This window comes from Labrys monachus (assembly GCF_030814655.1).
Classification (GTDB): domain Bacteria; phylum Pseudomonadota; class Alphaproteobacteria; order Rhizobiales; family Labraceae; genus Labrys; species Labrys monacha.
Genome location: NZ_JAUSVK010000001.1, coordinates 4,128,654 through 4,149,670, shown reverse-complemented (window position 1 = coordinate 4,149,670; position 21,017 = coordinate 4,128,654). Strand labels below are relative to the sequence as shown.

The 21,017-nt window shown below is 66.0% G+C and carries 19 protein-coding genes; 7 read left to right on the top strand and 12 right to left on the bottom strand.

Annotated elements, in window-relative coordinates; translation table 11 throughout:
- Nucleotides 1-259: 259 nt before the first annotated feature.
- From J3R73_RS18925 to J3R73_RS18915, 3 genes are all read right to left on the bottom strand, one after another.
- Nucleotides 260-1,057, bottom strand: a complete 798-nt coding sequence (locus J3R73_RS18925; protein WP_307430257.1) for an FAD binding domain-containing protein — start codon at nt 1,055-1,057, stop codon at nt 260-262.
- Nucleotides 1,058-1,146: 89 nt separating this feature from the next.
- Nucleotides 1,147-3,516: a xanthine dehydrogenase family protein molybdopterin-binding subunit gene (locus J3R73_RS18920; RefSeq protein WP_307430254.1), complete on the bottom strand. Its 2,370-nt coding sequence runs from the start codon at nt 3,514-3,516 to the stop codon at nt 1,147-1,149.
- A gap of 113 nt (nt 3,517-3,629) precedes the next feature.
- A complete protein-coding gene (locus J3R73_RS18915) occupies nt 3,630-4,127 on the bottom strand; it encodes a (2Fe-2S)-binding protein (protein ID WP_307430253.1) in 498 nt (165 codons plus the stop codon).
- A gap of 373 nt (nt 4,128-4,500) precedes the next feature.
- Here J3R73_RS18915 and J3R73_RS18910 point away from each other — a divergent pair, with 373 nt between their 5' ends.
- On the top strand, nt 4,501-5,103 hold the full coding sequence (locus J3R73_RS18910; RefSeq protein ID WP_307430248.1) for an exopolysaccharide biosynthesis protein: 603 nt from the start codon (nt 4,501-4,503) through the stop codon (nt 5,101-5,103).
- Nucleotides 5,104-5,229: 126 nt separating this feature from the next.
- On the opposite strand, the gene J3R73_RS18905 is transcribed toward J3R73_RS18910, so the two are convergent.
- Nucleotides 5,230-5,625, bottom strand: coding sequence for a DUF930 domain-containing protein (locus J3R73_RS18905; protein ID WP_307430243.1), 396 nt, complete (start codon nt 5,623-5,625; stop codon nt 5,230-5,232).
- A 372-nt stretch (nt 5,626-5,997) separates the two neighbouring features.
- On the opposite strand from J3R73_RS18905, the gene J3R73_RS18900 reads away from it, so the two are divergent.
- Nucleotides 5,998-8,124 (top strand): prolyl oligopeptidase family serine peptidase, encoded by a 2,127-nt coding sequence (locus J3R73_RS18900; protein WP_307430240.1) that lies wholly within the window; start codon nt 5,998-6,000, stop codon nt 8,122-8,124.
- A gap of 91 nt (nt 8,125-8,215) precedes the next feature.
- Here the strand turns inward: J3R73_RS18900 and J3R73_RS18895 are convergent, their stop codons facing one another.
- The 6 genes from J3R73_RS18895 to map all read right to left on the bottom strand — a co-directional run bounded on the left by J3R73_RS18895 (nt 8,216) and on the right by map (nt 14,241).
- Nucleotides 8,216-8,983 (bottom strand): proteasome-type protease, encoded by a 768-nt coding sequence (locus tag J3R73_RS18895; RefSeq protein WP_307430237.1) that lies wholly within the window; start codon nt 8,981-8,983, stop codon nt 8,216-8,218.
- 136 nt (nt 8,984-9,119) lie between these two features.
- On the bottom strand, nt 9,120-9,965 hold the full coding sequence (locus J3R73_RS18890; protein ID WP_307430235.1) for a transglutaminase family protein: 846 nt from the start codon (nt 9,963-9,965) through the stop codon (nt 9,120-9,122).
- Between the two features lie 20 nt (nt 9,966-9,985).
- Complete coding sequence (locus tag J3R73_RS18885; protein WP_307430233.1) at nt 9,986-10,927, bottom strand: alpha-E domain-containing protein; 942 nt, start codon at nt 10,925-10,927, stop codon at nt 9,986-9,988.
- Between the two features lie 54 nt (nt 10,928-10,981).
- Nucleotides 10,982-12,397 carry a circularly permuted type 2 ATP-grasp protein gene (locus tag J3R73_RS18880; RefSeq protein WP_307430230.1) on the bottom strand — a complete coding sequence of 472 codons (1,416 nt, stop codon included), beginning with the start codon at nt 12,395-12,397 and terminating at the stop codon, nt 10,982-10,984.
- A 271-nt stretch (nt 12,398-12,668) separates the two neighbouring features.
- On the bottom strand, nt 12,669-13,427 hold the full coding sequence (gene radC / locus J3R73_RS18875) for a RadC family protein (RefSeq protein ID WP_307430227.1): 759 nt from the start codon (nt 13,425-13,427) through the stop codon (nt 12,669-12,671).
- On the bottom strand, nt 13,411-14,241 hold the full coding sequence (gene map / locus J3R73_RS18870; protein ID WP_307430225.1) for a type I methionyl aminopeptidase: 831 nt from the start codon (nt 14,239-14,241) through the stop codon (nt 13,411-13,413). Before map ends, radC begins: the two co-directional genes overlap by 17 nt.
- Nucleotides 14,242-14,384: 143 nt before the next feature.
- Between map and J3R73_RS18865 the strand changes: the two genes are divergently transcribed.
- Nucleotides 14,385-15,230: an FkbM family methyltransferase gene (locus J3R73_RS18865; protein ID WP_307430222.1), complete on the top strand. Its 846-nt coding sequence runs from the start codon at nt 14,385-14,387 to the stop codon at nt 15,228-15,230.
- 135 nt (nt 15,231-15,365) lie between these two features.
- Here J3R73_RS18865 and J3R73_RS18860 read toward each other — a convergent pair whose 3' ends face one another.
- Complete coding sequence (locus J3R73_RS18860) at nt 15,366-15,995, bottom strand: 2OG-Fe(II) oxygenase (protein WP_307430218.1); 630 nt, start codon at nt 15,993-15,995, stop codon at nt 15,366-15,368.
- Nucleotides 15,996-16,386: 391 nt separating this feature from the next.
- Here J3R73_RS18860 and J3R73_RS18855 point away from each other — a divergent pair, with 391 nt between their 5' ends.
- From J3R73_RS18855 to gpt, 3 genes are all read left to right on the top strand, one after another.
- Nucleotides 16,387-17,502, top strand: a complete 1,116-nt coding sequence (locus tag J3R73_RS18855; RefSeq protein WP_307430216.1) for an Mrp/NBP35 family ATP-binding protein — start codon at nt 16,387-16,389, stop codon at nt 17,500-17,502.
- 71 nt (nt 17,503-17,573) lie between these two features.
- A complete protein-coding gene (locus J3R73_RS18850) occupies nt 17,574-18,332 on the top strand; it encodes a competence/damage-inducible protein A (protein ID WP_307430213.1) in 759 nt (252 codons plus the stop codon).
- Between the two features lie 91 nt (nt 18,333-18,423).
- Nucleotides 18,424-18,924, top strand: a complete 501-nt coding sequence (gene gpt / locus J3R73_RS18845) for a xanthine phosphoribosyltransferase (RefSeq protein ID WP_307430210.1) — start codon at nt 18,424-18,426, stop codon at nt 18,922-18,924.
- Between the two features lie 96 nt (nt 18,925-19,020).
- Here gpt and J3R73_RS18840 read toward each other — a convergent pair whose 3' ends face one another.
- Complete coding sequence (locus J3R73_RS18840) at nt 19,021-19,668, bottom strand: TetR/AcrR family transcriptional regulator (protein WP_307430207.1); 648 nt, start codon at nt 19,666-19,668, stop codon at nt 19,021-19,023.
- A gap of 146 nt (nt 19,669-19,814) precedes the next feature.
- Between J3R73_RS18840 and J3R73_RS18835 the strand changes: the two genes are divergently transcribed.
- On the top strand, nt 19,815-21,008 hold the full coding sequence (locus J3R73_RS18835; RefSeq protein ID WP_307430204.1) for an HlyD family secretion protein: 1,194 nt from the start codon (nt 19,815-19,817) through the stop codon (nt 21,006-21,008).
- Nucleotides 21,009-21,017 lie beyond the last annotated feature (9 nt).

Sequence of the window (21,017 nt, the reverse complement as noted above, 5' to 3'; positions counted from 1 at the left end):
CGCGGCAGGGCCCTCGAATGGGGCAGGGCGCGTGCGCCGGCGGGACGGGGGCGATTCGGCGTGGGGGGAACGGAGTGCTGCGCTTGCAGCCGCCCCGCTGTAGGCTGGGGGGCTTGGCCGGGAAGAACGGCGCCGCCTGCCGGCGCGGGGCAGGGCCGGGGTATCGGCAGGGAAGCGGCGGACATCACGGACGCGCGCCGGCCTCGGAGGGGGGGCCGGCGCATGGGAGCCTATGTCCGCCGCCTTCGCGACGTGGGGATCACTGTGCCGCGGCGACGGCCCTGCGGGTCAGCACACCGATCAGATGGGCACGATATTCCGCGCTGGCATGGATATCGCCGTTGAGTTCGTCGGCCGACACGGTGACGCCGTCGAGAGCCGCGGCGTCGAAGCGGCCCGACAGCGCTTCCTCGGCCGCTGCGTGGCGGAACGCGCCGTTCGAGCCGGCACCGGTGATTGCCACGCGTACGGCACCGTCCTTTTCGGCGACGAAGACGCCGACCAGCGCGTAGCGCGACGCCGGATTGCGGAATTTCTCATAAGCCGCCCGGCCCGGGATGGGGAAGGAGACCTTGGTGACGATCTCGCCCTCTTCGAGGGCGGTGTCGAACATCCCGGTGAAGAAATCATCCGCCGCGATCGTCCGCCGGTCCGTGATGATGCTGGCGCCGAGCGCCAGGGCCGCGGCCGGGTAATCGGCGGCCGGGTCGTTGTTGGCGATCGAGCCGCCGATGGTGCCGCGCGAGCGCACCGCCGGGTCGCCGATCAGGCCGGCCAGCGCCGCCAGGGCCGGAATGGCCTCGCCCACCGCCGCGCTGGTCGCGACGTCGGCATGGCGCGTCATGGCGCCGATCACGACGTCGTCGCCCTGGATCTCGATGCCGGACAGGCCCTCGACCTTGTTGAGGTCGATCAGCGTGGCCGGGCTGGCGAGGCGCAGCTTCATGGTCGGCAGCAGCGTGTGGCCGCCGGCGATCAGCTTGGCGTCCTCGGCCGCGGCGAAGGCGGCGACCGCGTCCTGGATGGAGGTGGGGCGCTGATAGGTGAAGGGGTACATGGTTCATTCATCTCCCGATGAAGGCAGGCGCTCGGGCGAGCTCCTGCCGAAACTGAAAAACGGGCATGCAAGAGGCATGCCCGCCTCGATCATTGCGCGGCCTTGCGCAGGCGGCCGGCGCGGCGGGCGGCGTCCCAGACGACCTGCGGGGTCGCAGGCATCGCGATATCCTCGATCCCGATCGCGTCGGTGATCGCATTCATGACGGCCGGCGGGGCGGCGATCGCGCCGGCCTCGCCGCAGCCCTTGATGCCCAGCGGGTTGGACGGGCAGGTCGTCTTGGTCATGCCGACATTGAAGGACGGCAGGTTGTCGGCGCGCGGCATGCAGTAATCCATGAAGGACGCCGTCAGCAACTGGCCTTCGCCATTGTAGAACGCCCCTTCCATCAGCGCCTGGCCGACACCCTGGCCGATGCCGCCATGGACCTGGCCCTCGACGATCATCGGATTGATGATCTCGCCGAAATCATCCACCGCCGTCCACCGGTCGACGGTGGTGATGCCGGTCTCCGGGTCGATCTCGACCTCGCAGATGTGGACGCCGGCCGGGAAGGTGAAATTGACGGGATCGTAGAAGGCGCCTTCCTTCAGGCCCGGCTCGAGGTCCTGGCCGGAGAATTTATGGGCGATATAGGCCTGGAGGGCCACTTCGCCGAAGGCGAGACCCTTGTCGGTGCCGGCGACCGAGAAGCGGCCGTCCTTGAACTCGATGTCGCCCTCGGAGGCTTCGAGCACATAGGAGGCGACCTTCTTGCCCTTGACGATGATCTTGTCGATCGCCTTGAACACCGCCGACATGCCGACGGCGCCCGACCGCGAGCCGTAGGTGCCCATGCCGAACTGCACCTTGTCGGTATCGCCATGCACCACCGCGACCGAATCGATGGGAATGCCGAGCCGATCGGAGACGAGCTGGGCGAAGGTCGTCTCGTGGCCCTGGCCGTGGCTGTGCGAGCCGGTGAGCACCTCGACGGTGCCGATCGGGTTGACGCGGACCTCGGCCGATTCCCACAGCCCGACGCCTGCGCCGAGCGAGCCCACGGCCTGGGAAGGCGCGATGCCGCAGGCCTCGATATAGGCCGAATAGCCGAGGCCGCGCAGCTTGCCGTTGCGTTCCGAGGCGCTGCGCCGCGCCGCGAACCCCTTCACGTCGTGCATCTCCATCGCCTTGTCGAGCGAGGCGTCGTAGTCCCCGGCATCATAGGCCATGATGACGGGCGTCTGGTGCGGGAAGGCCCGCACGAAATTGTTCCTGCGGAACACCGCCGGGTCGAGATTGAGCTCGCGGGCCGCCACTTCGACGAGCCGCTCGACGACGAAGGTCGCCTCCGGCCGTCCGGCACCGCGATAGGCGTCGACCGGCGCCGTATTGGTGTAGACGCCGTCGACTTCGGCATAGATGGCGGGAATGTCGTACTGGCCCGAGAGCAGGGGCGCATAGAGATAGGTCGGCACGCTCGACGAGAAGGTCGACAGATAGGCGCCGAGATTGGCGACGGTATGGACGCGCAGGCCGGTGATCTTGTTGTTGGCGTCGATGGCCAGCTCGGCGTGGGTGACGTGGTCGCGGCCATGGGCGTCGGCCAGGAAGGCCTCGCTGCGATCACCCGTCCACTTGACCGGCCGCCCGATGCGCCGGGCGGCCCAGACGCATACCGTCTCCTCGGCATAGATGAAGATCTTCGAGCCGAAGCCGCCGCCGACATCCGGCGCGATCACCCGCAATTTATGCTCCGGAGCGATGCCGATGAAGGCGGAGAGCACCAGGCGGGCGACATGGGGGTTCTGCGAGGTCGTGTAGAGCGTGTAGGATTCGGTGCCGCTGTCATATTCGCCCACCGCGGCGCGGGGCTCGATCGCATTGGGAATCAGGCGGTTGTTGACGATGTCGAGCCGGGTGATGTGCTTGGCGGCGGCGAAGGCGGCGTCGCAGGGGGCCTGCTCGCCGAGATGCCACTGGAACACGGTGTTGTTCTCGGCTTCGTCATGGACCTGGGGCGCACCGGCGGCCTGGGTTTTCGCCGTATCGGCGATGGCCGGCAGGACCTCATAGGCGACCTCGATCGCCTCGGCGCCGTCCTTGGCCTGGGCCAGGGTCTCGGCCAGAACGACGGCGACGTGGTCGCCGACATAGCGCACCTTGCCCTGCGCCAGGGCGGGGTGTGCGCCCGCCTTCATCGGCGTGCCGTCCTTGGAGTGGATCATCCAGCCGCAGATCAGCCCGCCAATCTTGTCCTCGGCGAGATCCGCGCCGGTGAGGATCTCGATCACGCCCGGCAGCTTGCGCGCCTTGGAGGTGTCGATGGACGCGATCTTGGCGTGGGCATGCGGCGAGCGCAGGAAATAGGCGTGGGCTTGGCCGAAGCGGTTGATGTCGCTGGTGTAATTGCCTTTTCCGGTGATGAAGCGGAAGTCTTCCTTACGGCGCACCGATGCGCCCACGCCGGTGGCGGTCATGGCGTTCTCTCCCATTATGCTGGACGGAGCCGCTTCGAAGGCGGCCTTGTTCTCTTCGGCGAACGAACTTCCGCCGAAGGCGTATGCGGGGCATCACGCGAAGGCATAGGGGCCTATTCGGCCGCCTGGAGCGCCGAATCATCCTGCGTCATGGCCTTGGCGCCGGCAGCGATCGACTTCACGATGTTGTGGTAGCCGGTGCAGCGGCAGATATTGCCTTCGAGCTCATGGCGGATGGTGCTCTCGTCGAGGTCGCCGCCCTTGCGGTTGACGAGGTCGACCGCGGTCATGATCATGCCGGGCGTGCAGAAGCCGCATTGCAGACCGTGATTTTCGCGGAAAGCTTCCTGCATGGGATGAAGCCGGCCGTTTACGGCAAGGCCTTCGATGGTCGTCACCGAGGTACCATCGGCCTGGATGGCGAGGGTCGTGCAAGCCTTGACGGCACGCCCGTCCATATGCACGACGCAGGCGCCGCATTGGCTCGTATCGCAGCCGACATGGGTGCCGGTGAGCCTCAGATGCTCGCGTAGGAAATCGACGAGCAAAGTCCGTGAATCGATATCAGCCGTGACGTCTCGCCCGTTGACGAGAAGTGAGACGGAAGCCATGGGGTCCTCCAAAACCGGTTCGCGACCTGTTGCCCTCCGTTCCTCCGGCGGTGATTTCCGCGCCGGCGGACAGAGGACTCTCATGAAGCAGGTCAGAACGATTTCAATCTGGACCCCCGATTTTCGACGGTCAAGACGGAAGCCGGAAACTTTCCGGACAATCGTCGCGCCGGCTCCCGGCGCATCCCGTCCCTGCTGCGGCAGCGGCCCCGGCCATGAGTCGACGAGCACCAAACTGCGGCAAAACGACAACAGGTGCACAGGATTTGTTCAATTTTATTGGCCTCCTCCGCAGAAAGCGTTCATTCATCTCGAAATTGTCGCAGACCCCAGCTATAAGCCGGGTCGATGATACCTCGAGTTTGGCCCAATTTTGGAACCGCGTAACCCTCGAACGTCCGAACTCCTTGCGGCGATAGCGTCAGCGGACGGGGAGGATCGAATCTATTTCGGCGACCTCACCGCCGCGATGCGCAACCGTGCCTTCGGCATCCTTTTCCTGCTCTTCGGCATTCCCAATTGCATCCCCATGCCGCCCGGAATTCCGGTGATCTGCGGCATCATCATCGCGCTCATCGCTGCGCAGATGATCATGGGCCGCGATAATCTCTGGCTGCCGCAATGGCTCGCCAAGCGGAGCTTTTCCAGGGTCGACCTGCGACGAATCGTCAAGAAGGCCGACCCGTCGATCCGCTGGGTCGAGCGCTTCGCCAAGCCGCGGCTGCCTCTTTTCGCCGATGCGCGCGCCCGGCGCATCGTGGGTATCGTCGGCCTGATTCTCGGCCTCGCCTTGCTCCTGCCGATTCCCATCATCGGCAACGTGCCGCTCGGCATACCCATCTGCATCCTCGGCCTTGGCCTGGTCGAGCGCGACGGCGCCATCATTCTTGCCGGCTACGTCGCCACCGGCATCGGATTGCTGATCACCGCCGGCCTCGGATGGCTCATCTTCCAGGGCGCGCTTGCGATCTTCTGACGCTCCTGACGCTCCTGACGCGCCGGATCGAGGGGAAGGACGAAAGCGTCCGGCCGATCAATGGATCGATAATCCGTGCGCGTCCCATTCGTTCCTCGGGACCGCCTCGCCGAAGCGTCCGGCCGATCAATGGATCGATAATCCGTGCGCGTCCCATTCGTTCCTCGGGACCGCCTCGCCGACCGTGTACTCCAGCGAGAGGACGCGCATGCGGTCGGGAGTCGCGGCGCAGGTGAAGGAATATTGATACCAGACGCCATGGCTGCGAAAGGCGCCGCCATCGCCGTGCAGCGTGTCGCCTGAAATGCTCGGGTCATCCAGCGCATAGGCGATGACGCTGTCTGGGCGGTAGGCGCGCTTCTCGTGGCGCAACTTCTCCATGAGGGCGATGTCGCAGACCTGCTGGAAGCGGTCCGACGGCGCAAGCTTGGCGAGGCTCGCCTCCGTCTTGTTGTTGTTGCGGGCAGTCGCAGGGGCGACCGACACCACGGCGAGAGCTGCGATGAGAAGTATTCTTTTCATTCTTCAAGTCCGACAATTCGTACCGCAGGGTGCGCTTGGTATTTCCATCCCGATGCGGATATCCACGGCCAGAAGAACGAGGCCGCGCGGAAATCGGCATCACGCGCGCTATTTTCCGGATATTGTTGCTGAACTGCACCGGAATCGCGGTGCCGACCGGATGGTTTCGGCAACACGATCGCGGCGGGAACCGGTTGTTCCTTCCGATTCGTCGAACAAATACCGCCATACTTTGTCAATGTCGATCAGCCTTTTGCCGCAACCACCCGAAGGCTCCGATTCGCTCCCGCGTTCCCCGGGCTCTCCGGGCTTGGCACCGGCGGCCGAAAGGCGGCTATTGTGGCCGCCACACGACACGATGCGAGACATTCCATGACGCAGCGCGACTCCCGTCCGACCATCGCCGACCCTGACGACGACCCCCGCCTCTGGCTCGAGGCCGTCGAGGGCAGCGAAGCCATCGCCTGGGTCTCCCGCCAGAATGCGGCAACCCTGCGGCGCTTCGGCGGCACAGGCTTCGAACAGGATCGCGACACCCTCGCCGCCATCCTCGACCGGCCCGACAGGATCCCGCTCGTCACCCGCCACGGATGCCATGTCTACAATGTCTGGAAGGATGCCGGGAATCCGCGCGGCCTGTGGCGGCGCACCACCCTGGCCTCCTATGCCCAGGCGCAGCCGCAATGGGAAGTGCTGCTCGACCTCGATGCCCTCGCTTGCACCGAGGGGGAGGACTGGATCTGGGCGGGCGCCGCGGTCGAGGCGGGTGCCCGGCCACAGCGTGCCCTGGCGAGGCTGTCGCGCGGCGGCAGCGATGCCGCCATGCATCGCGAGTTCGACCTGGAGGAGCGCCGCTTCGTCGCCGGCGGCTTCGTCCTGCCGGAGGCCAAGGGAGGCCTGGCATGGATCGACCGGGATACCGTCGCGATGGCGAGCAGCCTCGGCGAAGGCATGGCGACCCGCTCGGGCTATGCGCGCACCATACGCCTGTGGCGGCGCGGCGCCGATCCGCTCGCGGCGCCGGTGATCTTCGAGACCACGGCCGATGCGATGAGCGTGTGGGCGGAGGTCGATCGGACGGCCGGCGGCGAAAGGCTCTGGTTTCTGGAAAAACCGGCCTTTTTCGATACGATCGGCTGGGTCGGCGACCGGAGCGGGCCCCGCCAGCGCCTCGACCTGCCGCTCGATGCCGCCTGGAACGTCTTCGGCGATTGGCTGGCCGTGAAGCCGCGCAAGGCATGGACGGTCGGCGGGGCGACCCATGCGGCCGACACGCTGCTCGGCATCTCCTTGTTCGCCTTCCTCGCCGGGGAGCGTCGGTTCGCGACGCTGTTCGAGCCGGGCGAGCGGCGGGTGCTGAAGGCCTTCTTCTGGAATGCCGGACGCCTGGTCCTGTCGGTCATGGACAATCTCGAACCCGTCTTCGAGATCGCTGTCCCCGCCGAGCCGGCGTTTCCGGAAGGTCATGGCTGGGAGCGGCATCCGATCGACAATCTGCCCGGGAAGGGCGTCGTCAGCCTGTGGTCGCTCGACGAGGATGAAAGCGAGAGCAATGGCGAGCTTCTCGTCGCCGTGGAAGATCCGGTCACGCCGCCGCAGATTCTCCTGCTCGACATCGCCGAAGGGGCCGCCGAGCCCCGTGCGCCGATGCTGCTGAAACGCAGCCCGGCGTCGTTCGACGCCTCGGGGCTGGTCGTCACCCGCCACAGCGCCGTCTCGATCGACGGCGAGGCGATTCCCTATGTCCAGGTGGGGCCGGCCGCCGTCACCGGCGAGGCGCCCGTTCACATGACCGGCTATGGCGGCTTCGGTGTCACGGTCGAGCCTCATTACGGCTCGGCCGTCGGCAAGCTGTGGCTCGAACGCGGCGGCACCAGCGTCATCGCCAATATTCGTGGCGGCGGTGAGTTCGGCTCGCGCTGGCACGATGCCGGGCGCCGGGAGGGCAAGCGGCTCTCCCATGACGACTTCGCGGCCGTGGCCCGGGATCTGGTCAAGCGCGGCGTGACGCGGCCCGGCCGAATCGCCGCCGAGGGCGGCTCGAACGGGGGTCTTCTGATCGCCAACATGCTGACGCGATATCCCGAACGCTTCGGCGCCCTGTTCTGCACCATCCCGTTGATCGACATGCGCCGCTATTCGAAGCTCCTCGCCGGCGCCAGCTGGATCGACGAATATGGCGATCCGGACCGGCCGGCCGACTGGGCGTTCCTCCGCGACATCTCGGCCTATCATCGCGCCGAAGCCGATCGCCCCTATCCGCCGATTCTGATCGCGACCACCCGCCGGGATGACCGTGTCCATCCCGGCCATGCCCGCAAGATGGCGGCCAAGCTCCAGGATCTGGGCTATGAAGCTTCCTTCTACGAGCCGGAGGCCGGCGGGCACGGCTACGGCAAGGACAACAGCGAGCGGGCTTCCTTCATCGCCCTCGGCCACGCTTTCCTGCGGCGCGCGATCGGCTGGGAGACCGACGACGGCATCTTGTCAAACCCTTGAGGGTTGCCCGAAGCCCCGGGCTCCCTTCCTCTTCGCGGCGGAAGGGAGCAGGCCCATGTCGCGTTTCAAGGCTTCGGTCGCATGGCTTGCCTCAGCCCGCATCGAGCACGCCGTTCTTGCCCGTCGCATAGGGCGGGCGGGGGATGGCGATGTGGGCCGCCCGCAGCGCGGCCGACCAGCGCTCGCGCAGGTCGTGATAATAAGGTTCCCCCGGCTCGATCCGGTAGTTGATGTCGGCCTTCAGCGCGTCGCGATGGGCGACCATGATGTCGATGGGCATGCCGACGCCCAGATTGGAGCGCATGGTCGAGTCCATCGAGATCAGGCCGATCTTGAGAGCGTCCGGAATATCCGTGTTGAAGTTGACCGCCCGGTCGAGGATGGGCTTGCCATATTTGTGCTCGCCGATCTGGAGATAGGGGGTGTCGGCGGTCACCTCAATGAAATTGCCGGCGGAATAGATCATGAAGAGCCGCATCTTGCCGCCCCGGATCTGGCCGCCGAAGAGGATGGCGACATCGAAGCGGCTGTTGTGCTCCTCGAGGCTGCGGCCGTCGGTTTCATATACCGTGCGGATGGCGCGCCCGATGAGCTGCGCCGCCTTGAACATGCTCGGCATCGTCATCAGCGTATCGACGACGCCCGTCTCGGTATTCTCCATGCCTTCCTGGACGTAGTTCAGCACGGCCTGGCTGACCGAGAGATTGCCGGAGGTGCACATGGCCATGATGCGCTCGCCGGGCTCCTCGAAGACATGGAGCTTGCGGAAGGTGGCGATGTTGTCGATGCCCGCATTGGTGCGCGTATCCGCGATCATCACGAGGCCGTCACGCACCGAAATTCCGACGCAATAGGTCATCGACTCCACTCCCGGCGCAAGCCACGAAACCAGGCGCCGCGACTTCGCGCCGCCGGCCACCCCCAAGGCGTCCCTTTAGAGCAAGACGGCATGCGCGCAAACCGGCAATTGCGGCAGGCGCGCTGCGCGAGGGCGGTCAGCCCTGCGACTGGTGCTGGGCCTGCGATCGCGGCGACCTTTCGCTGATCTCGAATTTGACGTCGAGCTTCTCGCCGTCGCCGCCATAATAGGCCCCGCGCATCGGCGCCGCACCGAGATAGTCGAGCGCGGCGGCGACGCGGATATGGCACTCCATTGGACACAGCTCGAGCGAGGGGTCGAAGCCGATCCAGCCGAGGCCGTCGATATGGGCTTCCGCCCAGGCATGATTGGCATTGGCGCTCGCCTCTTCGCCGCCGGGGCGGTAGAGCAGGCCGCTGACATAGCGGGCGGGAATGCCGAGCTGGCGCGCGCAGGCGATGAACAGGTGGGCCATATCCTGGCAGATGCCCCGTCCGGCGCCGAACGCCTCGGTGATGGTCGTGGCCGCCTGCTTGGGATCGCTGACGAATGCGACGCGTTCGTGGATGGCCTGCATCAGCGCATGGGCGGCCCCGAGAGGGCTGCCTTCATTGCCGGCGACGGCCTGGGCGAAATCCCGGATCGCCTCGTCCGCCTGGGTGAGGGCAGTCTCGCGCAGATAGAGCGAAACGGGGAAGCGCTCGATCACGCCGCGAACCACGCCCGCCCTGTCATGGGTCTCGACTTCGCCCTCGACCCGCACATGCATCTCTTCGATGGTGCCCGCGGCGGAGAACACATGGGTGACGTTGCCGAAGGCATCCTCCGATTCGGACAGCCGCACGTCCTGGTCGACAGTGATGCGCCAGCGCACGATATGCTGGCCGTCATGCGAGCGCGGCGTGAGCCGCAGGGTCTGAATCACCGATTTTGCGGGGCGCTCGTAGCGATAGAGCGTATCGTGAGCGACGCGGATGCGCATGTCATGCCTCCTTGCCGGCCTCAGATGAGATATTGTTCGGCAATCGCCGCGCTCAGATTGTTGTTGTCGGTGATGAAGTCCGTCACGAAATCATGCAGTCCGGACTGGAACACCTCCTCGATGCTCAGATTGCGCAGGCGGGACTGGGTTACCCGGGCAAGGCGCTGGGAGGGACCCTGCCGGCCATAGACCTGCGCGAGTTCGTCGAGATGATGGCTCACATTCTCGTAGCATGACGCCAGCGAACGCGGCATCTGCAGGTTGAGCGTCAGGAGGTCGGCCACCAGCCACGGCTTGAGGCTCTCCTTGTAGACCCAGTGATAGGCCGTGAGCGCGGAAACGGCCCTGAGGATCGCGGTCCACTGGAAATAATCGAGGCTGCCGCCAACGCTTTCCGAAGGGGGGAGGAGAACGTGGTATTTCACGTCGAGGATGCGGGCGGTGTTGTCGGCCCGCTCCAGGAAGAGGCCGATTCGCGCGAAGGCATAGGCGTCGTTGCGCAGCATCGTCCGGTAGGCCGAGCCGTCGAACATCAAGGAGACGCCCTTCACCCATTCGAGGAAGCGCGACACCTCCTCGCGGCTCATGCGCGAGGGATCGTAGTTCTTGAGCTGCAGCCAGGCATCGTTGATGGTCGACCACATCTCGGTCGTCAGCGCCGTCCGGATCCCGCGGGCGTTGGAGCGCGCCAGTTCGAAGCAATTGCGGATCGAGGAGGGGTTGGCGGGCGAGAACGCCAGGAATTCCATCACGGTGCGTTCGTTGGCTTCGTCGTAGCAGGCCGAAAAGGCCGGCCCGCAGCCCGCCGTTTCCACGGCGCTTTCCCATTCGGTGGTGACGCCGCCATAGGATGCGGGCAGGGAGGAGAGCCGATAGGCGGCATCGAGAATGCGGGCGAGATATTCGGCCCGTTCCACGTAGCGAGCCAGCCAGAAGAGATTATCGGCGGTACGTGAAAGCATGGTGGTCAGTCCGAAGAGGCATGGAAGGCGGGAGGCAGGCGTGCGGGATGCGGGTCATCGATCGAGGATCCACGTATCCTTCGTGCCGCCGCCCTGGCTGGAATTGACCACCAGGGATCCCTCCTTCAATGCGACGCGGGTCAGGCCTCCCGGAACGATGCGGATCTTGTCCGAGCCCGTGAGCACGAAGGGGCGCAGGTCGACGTGGCGCGGCGCCAGCCCCTCGTCGACATAGCAGGGGCATGTCGACAGGGCCAGCGTCGGCTGGGCGATATAGTTGAAGGGATGGGCCTCCAGCCGGGTGCGGAATTCGGCGATCTGCTCCTTGGTCGCGTGCGGGCCGATCAGCATGCCGTAGCCACCCGATCCCGACACTTCCTTCACCACCAGGTCCGACAGGTGATCGACGACATAGGCGAGGGCGTCGGGTTCCCTGCAGCGCCATGTCGGCACATTGTGGAGGATCGGCTCCTCGCCGAGGAAGAAGCGCACGATCTCCGGCATATAGGAGTAGACCGCCTTGTCGTCGGCGACGCCGGTGCCCACCGCGTTGGTGAGCGTGACGTTTCCGGCCAGATAGGCGGTCATCAGCCCGGGGACGCCGAGTGCCGAATCGGGCCGGAAGACGAGGGGGTCGAGGAATTCGTCGTCGATGCGGCGATAGATCACGTCGACGCGCCGCGGCCCCTCGGTGGTGCGCATATAGACGATCTCGTCGCGGACGAAGAGATCGCGCCCTTCGACGATCTCGATGCCGAGCCGGTCGGCGAGGAAGGAATGCTCGTAATAGGCCGAATTATACATGCCCGGCGTGAGCAGCACGACCACCGGCTCCGACGAGGCCGAGCGCGGGGCGATCGAGCGCAGCGTCGCCAGCAACTCGTCGGTGTAGTTCTCGACCGGCGCGATGCGATGCCGCGCCACCACCTCGGGGAAGAGGCGCATCGTCACTTCGCGGTTCTCCAGCATGTAGGAGACGCCCGAAGGAGTGCGCGCATTGTCTTCCAGGACATAGAAGGTGTCGGCGTCCATCCGCACGATGTCGATGCCGGCGATATGGACGTAGACGTCGTGCGGCACGCTCTGGCCGGCCATTTCCGGCCGGAACGCAGGATTGTTGAAGATGAGGTCTTCCGGCACGACGCCGGCGCGCACCACCTCGCGCTTGCCGTAGACGTCGCGGATATACATGTTGAGCGCGCGCACGCGCTGCTCGAGGCCGCGCTTGAGCGATGCCCATTCCTTCGCCGCGAGAATGCGCGGAATGATGTCGAAGGGAATGAGGCGTTCGGCGCCGTCCTTGTCGCCATAGACCGCGAAGGTGATGCCGATGCGCCGGAACAGGAGTTCCGCCTCGTTTCGTCGGTGCGTCAGCAATTCCTTGGGTGTCGTGGCGAGCCAGTGGGCGAGATCGGCATAGGCAGGTCGAATCGTGCCGTCGCTCAAGGTCATCTCGTCAAACGCCACCATACATGCCTCCGGATTCCCGCCTGCGCACACTCTGAGGGAGTTCGATGGGGCCGGCAAGGGATCAATGTGCGATGGAGGCGTCCGCAATGAAAAAGTGGCGATATTTGCCTTTCTTCTAGGCAAATTGCCTCTCTTTGTCCCGCAAATCAGCCCGATAAAGCGGCTTCCCGGTGCGATGGGGTGCGCTGGACGGGCGAATGGGGCAGCAAAGTGAGCGATCGTTCGCTTCACGCCCATCGAGTCTGCCGGTCGGCGGCTCTGCCTGACGCGGTCAGATCAGCTGCAGGCCGCGCAGGCTCGCATGGCCGTTGCGGCCGATGATGAGATGGTCGTGCAGGACGATGCCGAGCGGCTTGGCGACATCGGCGATGGTGCGCGTCATCGTGATGTCGGCGGCGGAGGGGGAGGGATCTCCCGAGGGGTGGTTGTGCACGAGAATCAGCGCGGTCGCCGACAGTTCGAGCGCCCGCTTGACGATCTCGCGCGGGTAGACGGGCGTGTGATTGACGGTGCCGGTCTGCTGGATTTCGTCGGCGATCAGGCCGTTGCGCGTGTCGAGAAAGAGGATGCGGAAGATCTCGCGCTCGGCGAAGGCCATGGTGCTCCGGCAATAGTCGATGAGGCTCGCCGAGGAACTCAGCACCGGGCGCTTGGCGAGATCCCCCTTGGCGAGCCGGTGGCCGGCCGCCTCGATGATCTTGAGGTCCCCCGCGACGTTGTCGCTGATCCCCTCGACCTCCTTGAGGCGGGCGAGCGGCGCGCCGAGCACTTCGGCCAGCGAGCCGAAGCGGGCGATGAGCGTCTTGGCGAGCGGCTTGACGTCCCGGCGCGGGATCGAGCGGAACAGGATCAGTTCGAGCAGCTCATAGTCCGGGAGCCTGCCGCCGGTTTCGGCGAAGCGCTCGCGCAGGCGCTCGCGGTGGCCGTGGAAATGCGGCTCCGGCGCGGAGATGGCCGCCTCGCCGAGTTCGAGAAGCGGCGCAGCCGTGGAACCCTTCCGGCGCTTCCCGGCGTCAGGCGGCGTCGCCATAGGGGGGCTTGTCGAGCTTGCCGGGCGACAGCGTGAAGATCTCGTATCCCGTTTCGGTGACGGCGACGGAGTGCTCGAACTGGGCGGAGAGCGACCGGTCACGGGTGACCGCCGTCCAGCCGTCGCTGAGAATCTTCACGTCCGGCCGGCCGAGATTGATCATCGGCTCCACGGTGAAGAACATGCCGGGCTTGAGCACGATTCCTTCGCCGCGGCGGCCGTAATGCAGGATGTTCGGCTCGTCGTGGAACAGCCGGCCGAGACCGTGGCCGCAGAAGTCGCGCACCACCGAGCAGCGCTCGCCCTCCGCGAAGACCTGGATCGCATGGCCGATGTCGCCGGTGGTGGCGCCGGGGCGGATCACCTCGATGCCACGCATCATCGCCTCGTAGGTGACCTCGATCAGGCGCTCGGCCCGGCGCGACACCTCGCCCGCCGTGTACATGCGGCTGGAATCGCCGTGCCAGCCGTCGAGGACGACGGTGTAGTCGATGTTCAGGATATCGCCGTCGCGCAGCGGCTTGTCGTTGGGGATGCCGTGGCAGACGACGTGATTGAGCGAGATGCAGCTCGATTTGGGGTAGCCGCGATAATAGAGCGTGGCCGGATAGGCCTTGTTGTCCATCGCGAACTCGAAGGCGAGCTTGTCGATCGCCTCGGTGGTCACGCCCGGGCGCACGGCATCCGCCATCAGGTCGAGAGCCTGCGCCGCCAGACGTCCGGCAGCCCGCATGCCTTCGAACGCTTCCGGGCCATGGATCTTGATCTGGCCGTTCTTGCGCTGAGGTGACAGTTCCGCGTCGATGAAGCTCATGAAACCTTCCGGGGCGTTTGCCGAATTCTTATGCCATTTGGGTATGCGAACAGGAAAGAGAATTTTGAAATTTGCATGACGGACTTGCGCTTGCGTCTGTTCGGCTTCATTCGTGCGCGTCGAACGCAAGCGAGACGGACTTGATGTTGGACGAACTGGACCAGAGCCCCTATGGCGAACGGGCGCCTTCGGCCGCAGTGGCGCGGATCATGGGAGTGACGCGGCGCCAACCCGACAATTGGCTGGGACGGCGCATCGCCTATGCCCTTCGCAGCTATGCCAGGAGCCAGCTGACCGGGCCGGTCGACACCGAAGCGATGGGGGCGCGGTTCCGCCTCTACCCCTTCACCAATGTCTGCGAGAAGAAGATCCTGTTCACGCCGCAATTCTTCGATCCGGTCGAGCGCGACTTCATCCGCTCGCGCCTGAGGCCCGACTTCGTCTTTCTCGACGTCGGTGCCAATATCGGCGGCTATTCGCTGGCAGTGGCGGCCTTCGCCGGTCCGCAAGCCCGCATCATCGCCTTCGAGCCGCAGCCGCAGATCTTCGAGCGCCTCGCCTACAACATCGCCCAGAACCCGTTCGGTACCATCAAGGCGGTTGCCTGCGCCGTCGCCGATCACGACGGCGAGCTCACGCTCTTCCTCAACTGCGAGAACCGCGGCCAGGCCAGCGTGAAGCTGGTCGCGAGCGAGCAATCCTCAGGCGGCATGATCAAGGTGCCCGCAAAGTCGCTGCTTTCCCTGCTGCGCGAGGAAGAACTCACCCATGTCGACGCCGCCAAGCTCGATGTCGAGGGCGCCGAGGACCTGATCATGGAGCCCTTCCTGCGCGACGCGCCGAAATCGTTGTGGCCGAGGCTCCTGCTGGTGGAGAACATCGAGGGGCGATGGCACAAGGACGTCGGCATCCTCCTGCTCGACCACGGCTACAGGAGCATCACGATCAGCCTGCGCAACGTCGCTTTCGAGCTTCCAGACGCGACATGATCCCGAGGCGAAACGCCGGGGAGGGGACGATCATCGAATCGCCCTCGTAAATGGAAGACCTGCGCCAAGGAGCGGGTCGATCGGCGATCGACCCTGCAAATCCCGCATCGGAACGGGATGTCCGGCCGTCCGGGGTTACCGTCCGAAAATGCCCTTGAAGAACTGCGCCATGGTATTGCGCTTCTTCTTGCGCTCGAGTTCCGCGGCGTCCTTCAGCCAGGTGATCTGCACGACGCGGCGCTCGCCGGCGAAGGGCTTGTGGCCGTGCCAGGAATTGTCGGCGCGGCGGAAGCCGAAGCAGGTTCCCATCACCGGCGGGATCTCGGCCGTCATCGAATCGAAATCGTCCGGACCTTTGAGGACGCGCAGGCGGCCGGCGCCGTCGTCGTTCCAGGCGTCGTTCATGTAGACGAGGAAGGTGGCGAGCTTGCTTTCGCTGTCGGTATGGATCCGGCCGTCCTTGAGCTGCGACAGGCGCCGTACCGTGGTCAGGCGCGGATGCGGATCGAGGTCGAGGCCGAGCTTGGACGAGAGGGCTTCGGCCATGTCGGAGCTTTCGAGCTCGTCGATCAGCTGCTTGAAGGTTCCGCGCTGGTCCACTTCCTCGACGGTCAGGAAGCCGGGCTTTTCGATCTTGGGGAAGTCCTGCCGCAACTGGGGGATCTTCTCCTCGTTCAGGAAACCGTCCCCGACGATGTATCGGTAGGGCTGGGTATGAACCTCGGCTGCCCGGATGACGTCGAGATTGATGATGTTTGTGTTCACGCGACACCTCCACGCACTGGGCGGGCTATAGTATGAAACGACGACGATGTCAGTCGATTTTCCCACGGGCCGCACGGTGATGATACCGTCGGCGCTGCTCAACGAATCCACAGTCCGGCAGGAACCGGCCCACCGTCTCAACCGTTGTCATTTTCGTGACCTTTTCAAGCAGCGTCAAGCTGGATCCGGGCGGGGGGCTCGCGGCCCGCCGGCCTGCCGCTGAGAGAGGCGGTGGCCGCGCGCCTGCGGGCGAGTGACAGGCGGCATTGGAAAATCCGGCATCCTGCTCGCTTGCGATTTGACAAGGGGCTGCTTGATCGGTGTTCTCTCCTACCCCAATTCTGGCTGAGCCGCCCATGCGGCGTGCCAATGCCTGTGCGAGGATCAGCCTTTGTCCCTGACGCCTGCCGATGTCCGCCGCGCGCTCGAACTCGTCAAACTGCCGGCGAGCGGCCAATCCCTGCCGGCTTCGGGCCGCCTGACCGAGATCCGCATCGACGGAGCCAAGGTGATGTTCGCCATCGCCATCGATCCGACCGAGGCGCGTGCGATGGAACCCGTACGCGCGGCGGCCGAGAGCGCCGTGCGCGGCCTGCCCGGCGTCGCCAACGTCCTCGTCGGCCTCACGGCGGACAGGCCGGCGGGCGAGGCGCGCCGCACCGAGCCCGGGCCGCGCGCGCAGGCGGCGCAGCAGCGCCCGGTCGGCCTGCCCGGCATCGACAAGGTGATCGCCGTCGCCTCCGGCAAGGGCGGCGTCGGCAAGTCGACCACCGCCTGCAACCTCGCCATCTGCCTGGCCCAGACGGGGCTGCGCGTCGGCCTGCTCGATGCCGACATCTTCGGTCCGTCGATTCCCAAGCTGTTCGGCCTGCGCGGAAAGCCCGAAGTGGTGGAGGGGCGGATCATGAAGCCGCTCGAAGCCTATGGCGTGAAGGTGATGTCGATCGGCTTCCTCGTCGACGAGGAGACGCCGATGATCTGGCGAGGCCCGATGGTGATGTCGGCCCTCACGCAGCTTTTGCGCGAAGTGCGCTGGGGCGAGCTCGACGTCCTCGTCGTCGACATGCCGCCCGGCACCGGCGATGCGCAATTGACCATGGCGCAGCACACGCCGCTGGCCGGCGCCGTCATCGTCTCGACACCGCAGGACCTGGCGCTGATCGATGCCCGACGCGGCGTAGCGATGTTCCAGAAGGTGAGCGTGCCGGTGCTCGGCATCGTCGAGAACATGTCGACTTTCTCCTGCCCGAACTGCGGCCACGTCTCGCATCTGTTCGGCCATGGCGGTGCGCGGCGCGAGGCGGAACGGCTCGGCGTGCCTTTCCTCGGCGAATTGCCGCTGTCGCTGGAGGTGCGCGAGCGTTCCGACAGCGGCAGGCCGGTCGCCGCGACGCTTCCCGACAGTGCCGAAGCGGGCATCTACCGCCAGATGGCCGCCTCCGTATGGGCGACCTTGTCCGGCGGCGGGCCGGATCGACGCGCCCCGCCGCGGATCGTCATCGAATAGGGACGGGGGGCCGCCGCGCCGCCGGCGGAACCGCAACGAGACTGAAGAAGCAATCGGTTGGGAAAAAGCAGATGGAAAGCAGCGGCCAGTCTTCCTCCGCCACGGTGAGGGCGGCGATCCTCGTCATCGGCGACGAGATCCTGTCGGGGCGCACCAAGGACAAGAATATCGGCTATATCGCCGAGTTCCTCACCGGCGTCGGCATCGACGTCAAGGAAGTGCGGGTGGTTCCGGACGAGGAGGATCGCATCATCGAAGCGCTCGATGCGCTTCGCGGCCGGTACGACTATGTGTTCACCACCGGCGGCATCGGCCCGACCCATGACGACATCACCGCCGATGCGGTGGCCAAGGCCTTCGGCGTCGCCATCGACGTCGACCCGCGTGCGGTGGCGGTGATGACGGCCCATTACGGCGGCTCCGAGCACCTCACGCCGGCGCGCCTGCGCATGGCCCGCATTCCGGCGGGCGCCGAACTCGTGGACAACCCGGTTTCGGCGGCGCCGGGCTTCATGCTCGGCAATGTCGTCGTGATGGCGGGCGTGCCGCACATCATGCAGCGCATGCTCGACAATGCCGCGCTGAAGCTGCGCACCGGCTCCGTGACCCTGTCCGACAGCGTGTCGCCCGGGCCGGGCATCGGCGAGGGCATGATCGCCGAGCCGCTGGCCGCCATCGCCGCCGGCCATCCCGAGGTGTCGATCGGCTCCTATCCTTCCTTCGGCCCGGCCGGCTTCCAGACCCAGCTGGTGATCCGCGGCAAGGATGCGGCGAAGGTCGCCGCGGCCAAGGCCGATATCGAGGCGATGGTGACGGGGCTCCGGCGATAGAATCCGGCCGCTCCGGCCTATCCGGCGTGTGCGGGCTTGATTGCGCCGATTTCGCGGGTATGAAGGACCGCCCGCGAACAAGGATCGGACCATGAGCTCGCCCAAGCCCGACAAGGCCTTCCCCGTTTCCTGGGACCAGTTCCATCGCGATGCGCGGGCGCTCGCCTGGCGGCTGTCGGGCAATGGTCCGTTCAACGCCATCGTCTGCATCACGCGCGGCGGCCTCGTGCCGGCGGCGATCATCTCGCGGGAACTCGGCATCCGCCTGATCGAGACGGTGTGCATCGCCAGCTACCACGACTACAAGACGCAGAGCGGCCTGATGGTGCTCAAGGATGTCGACGACAAGCTCGCGGTGAACGGCGGCGAGGGCATCCTGGTGGTCGACGATCTCGTCGATACCGGCAAGACGGCGCGCGTCGTGCGCGAGCGGCTGCCGAAGGCGCATTTCGCCACCGTCTACGCCAAGCCACTGGGCCGGCCGCTGGTGGACACCTTCGTCACCGAAGTCAGCCAGGATACCTGGATCTATTTCCCCTGGGACATGGGCCTCGCCTTCCAGCCGCCGATCGCGCAGGAGAACAACGGCTAGAGCGCAGCGGTTTCAGGTTGAACCGCCGAGCCCGTCACCGGTCGCCCGTCCTGGAAACGCAAAGCGGCAAAAGGCCGGCCGATCGATGCCGGTCCTTCAAATCCTGCAGCCTTGCAGGAACAACCGTGCGCAAACCCTTGCACGCCGGAGGATTTCCTCGCCCGAGGGTGCCGGCGCGCGGCCCAGCATGACGTTGCGCTGCGGCTCCATGATCATCATGCCCCGCAGCATGCCCACGGCGAGGGCTGGATCGTCCAGCCTCATCAGTCCGCGATCGCATTGGCGCCGGAGCCATCGTTCCATGGCCAGGCTCGTGCGCAGCACCGCGGTATCGTAGAAAGCGTTGGAGATCTCGGGGAAACGGTCGCTTTCCCCGATGACGAGACGGTTGATGGCGATCGTCTCGGGGCTGAGCGTCAGCCTGCCATAGGCGGCGAGGATGCGCCCGAGCGCCTCCTCCAGATCGGTCGCCTCCAGGGTTTCGTCGTCGATCGCCAGCATGAACAGTCCGATCCTGTCGGCGACGACGGCGGTGAAGAGATCCGCCTTGGTGGGGATGAGGCGGTACATCGTCTTGGTCGAGATGCCGGCCCGCTGCGCCACCGTCGCCATGCTGGTTCCGGCATAGCCGCTCTTCTGGAATTCGCATGCCGCGGCTTCGACGAGGAGGTGGCGGGTGTCCTCGTCGCACCGCAGCTGCGGCCGCCCTCTTGGGCGCGCCGCCACCGCCTGAATTTGTCGCATAATCATTTTCCAAATTATCGTTGACAGTCCAGATCTAGCGGTTATTTTAGAAAATATCAAGTTTCCTTAATTCTGGTTTTTGTAGATCATTGAGCCGATGCGCCGATTTGGCTTCGAGCCGGGCGAGGCGGCCGGGAGCCGAGACGATGACAAAGCATTCAACCTCCCTGGAGATCGAACGGCGGATATCCGCGACAGAGGCCGCTCCGTCCCTGCAGCAGCCGCTTCTGCGCGGCAAGGGCGAGGGACGGCAGGCGCCGGCGCTTGCCGGCGAGGCGGCCGTGGTCGCTCCCCCGGCGAGGAAAGGCCGGCTGCGTCCGGCGCTGCTCGCCGCCGCAGGCATCGCCGCGGCAACGGGCGCAGCCTGGTTCGGCTGGCAATACTGGACGGTCGGGCGTTTCCAGATCTCCACGGATGACGCCTATATCCAGGCGGACAACACGACGATCGCCCCCAAGGTCTCCGGCTATATCGCCGCCGTCCTCGTCGGCGACAACCAGCCGGTGAAGGCCGGCCAGGTGCTGGCCCGTATCGACGACCGCGATTTCCGGGTCGCCCTCGACCAGGCCAAGGCCGATGTGGCCGCAGCCCGTGCGGCGATCGCCAGCAAGCAGGCCTCCCTCGATGCGCAGCAGTCGCTCATCGAGGCGGCGAAGGCCACCGTCACCGTCGACCAGGCCAACCTGACCTTCGCCCAGCAGGATGACCGGCGCTATTCGGCGCTGGCCTCGAACGGTTTCGGCAGCGTGCAGAACGCTCAGCAGGCTTCGGCCCGCATCGCTGCCGGGCGCGCCGCCGTGGAGCGGGATACGGCCTCCCTCGTCAACGCGACCAAGCAGGTCGACCTCCTGAAGGCCCAACTCGCGCAGGCGCAGGCGACGCTCGCCCATGACGAGGCGGTGCAGGACCAGGCCGAGCTGAACCTCTCCTATACCAACGTCGTCGCGCCGGTGGACGGCGTCGTCGGCAACCGCACGCTGCGCGTTGGGCAATATGTGCAGGCCGGCACGCAGCTGATGGCGGTGGTGCCGCTGGCGGCCGCCTATGTCGTCGCCAACTACAAGGAGACGCAGCTGACCGGCGTCCGTCCCGGCCAGGCCGCCGACATCGACGTCGACATGTTCCCGGGCGTGACCTTCCATGGCCATGTCGACAGCATCGCGCCGGCGAGCGGGCAGGAATTCGCGCTGCTGCCGCCCGACAACGCGACGGGCAACTTCACCAAGGTCGTCCAGCGCATTCCCGTCAAGATCGTCCTCGATGCCGGCAATCCGCTCGCCGGCGGGCTGCGGCCCGGCATGTCGGTCTATCCGACGATCGAGACCGGGGCCCGGTCCTGAGGATCGAGG

Bases quoted from the DNA above. Each gene is read 5' to 3' on its own strand.
- J3R73_RS18925 (WP_307430257.1), bottom strand. From the start codon at position 1,057: ATGTACCCCTTCACCTATCAGCGCCCCACCTCCATCCAGGACGCGGTC.
- J3R73_RS18920 (WP_307430254.1), bottom strand. From the start codon at position 3,516: ATGACCGCCACCGGCGTGGGCGCATCGGTGCGCCGTAAGGAAGACTTC.
- J3R73_RS18915 (WP_307430253.1), bottom strand. From the start codon at position 4,127: ATGGCTTCCGTCTCACTTCTCGTCAACGGGCGAGACGTCACGGCTGAT.
- J3R73_RS18905 (WP_307430243.1), bottom strand. From the start codon at position 5,625: ATGAAAAGAATACTTCTCATCGCAGCTCTCGCCGTGGTGTCGGTCGCC.
- J3R73_RS18900 (WP_307430240.1), top strand. From the start codon at position 5,998: ATGACGCAGCGCGACTCCCGTCCGACCATCGCCGACCCTGACGACGAC.
- J3R73_RS18895 (WP_307430237.1), bottom strand. From the start codon at position 8,983: ATGACCTATTGCGTCGGAATTTCGGTGCGTGACGGCCTCGTGATGATC.
- J3R73_RS18890 (WP_307430235.1), bottom strand. From the start codon at position 9,965: ATGCGCATCCGCGTCGCTCACGATACGCTCTATCGCTACGAGCGCCCC.
- J3R73_RS18885 (WP_307430233.1), bottom strand. From the start codon at position 10,927: ATGCTTTCACGTACCGCCGATAATCTCTTCTGGCTGGCTCGCTACGTG.
- J3R73_RS18880 (WP_307430230.1), bottom strand. From the start codon at position 12,397: ATGGTGGCGTTTGACGAGATGACCTTGAGCGACGGCACGATTCGACCT.
- radC (WP_307430227.1), bottom strand. From the start codon at position 13,427: ATGGCGACGCCGCCTGACGCCGGGAAGCGCCGGAAGGGTTCCACGGCT.
- map (WP_307430225.1), bottom strand. From the start codon at position 14,241: ATGAGCTTCATCGACGCGGAACTGTCACCTCAGCGCAAGAACGGCCAG.
- J3R73_RS18865 (WP_307430222.1), top strand. From the start codon at position 14,385: ATGTTGGACGAACTGGACCAGAGCCCCTATGGCGAACGGGCGCCTTCG.
- J3R73_RS18850 (WP_307430213.1), top strand. From the start codon at position 17,574: ATGGAAAGCAGCGGCCAGTCTTCCTCCGCCACGGTGAGGGCGGCGATC.
- gpt (WP_307430210.1), top strand. From the start codon at position 18,424: ATGAGCTCGCCCAAGCCCGACAAGGCCTTCCCCGTTTCCTGGGACCAG.
- J3R73_RS18840 (WP_307430207.1), bottom strand. From the start codon at position 19,668: ATGCGACAAATTCAGGCGGTGGCGGCGCGCCCAAGAGGGCGGCCGCAG.
- J3R73_RS18835 (WP_307430204.1), top strand. From the start codon at position 19,815: ATGACAAAGCATTCAACCTCCCTGGAGATCGAACGGCGGATATCCGCG.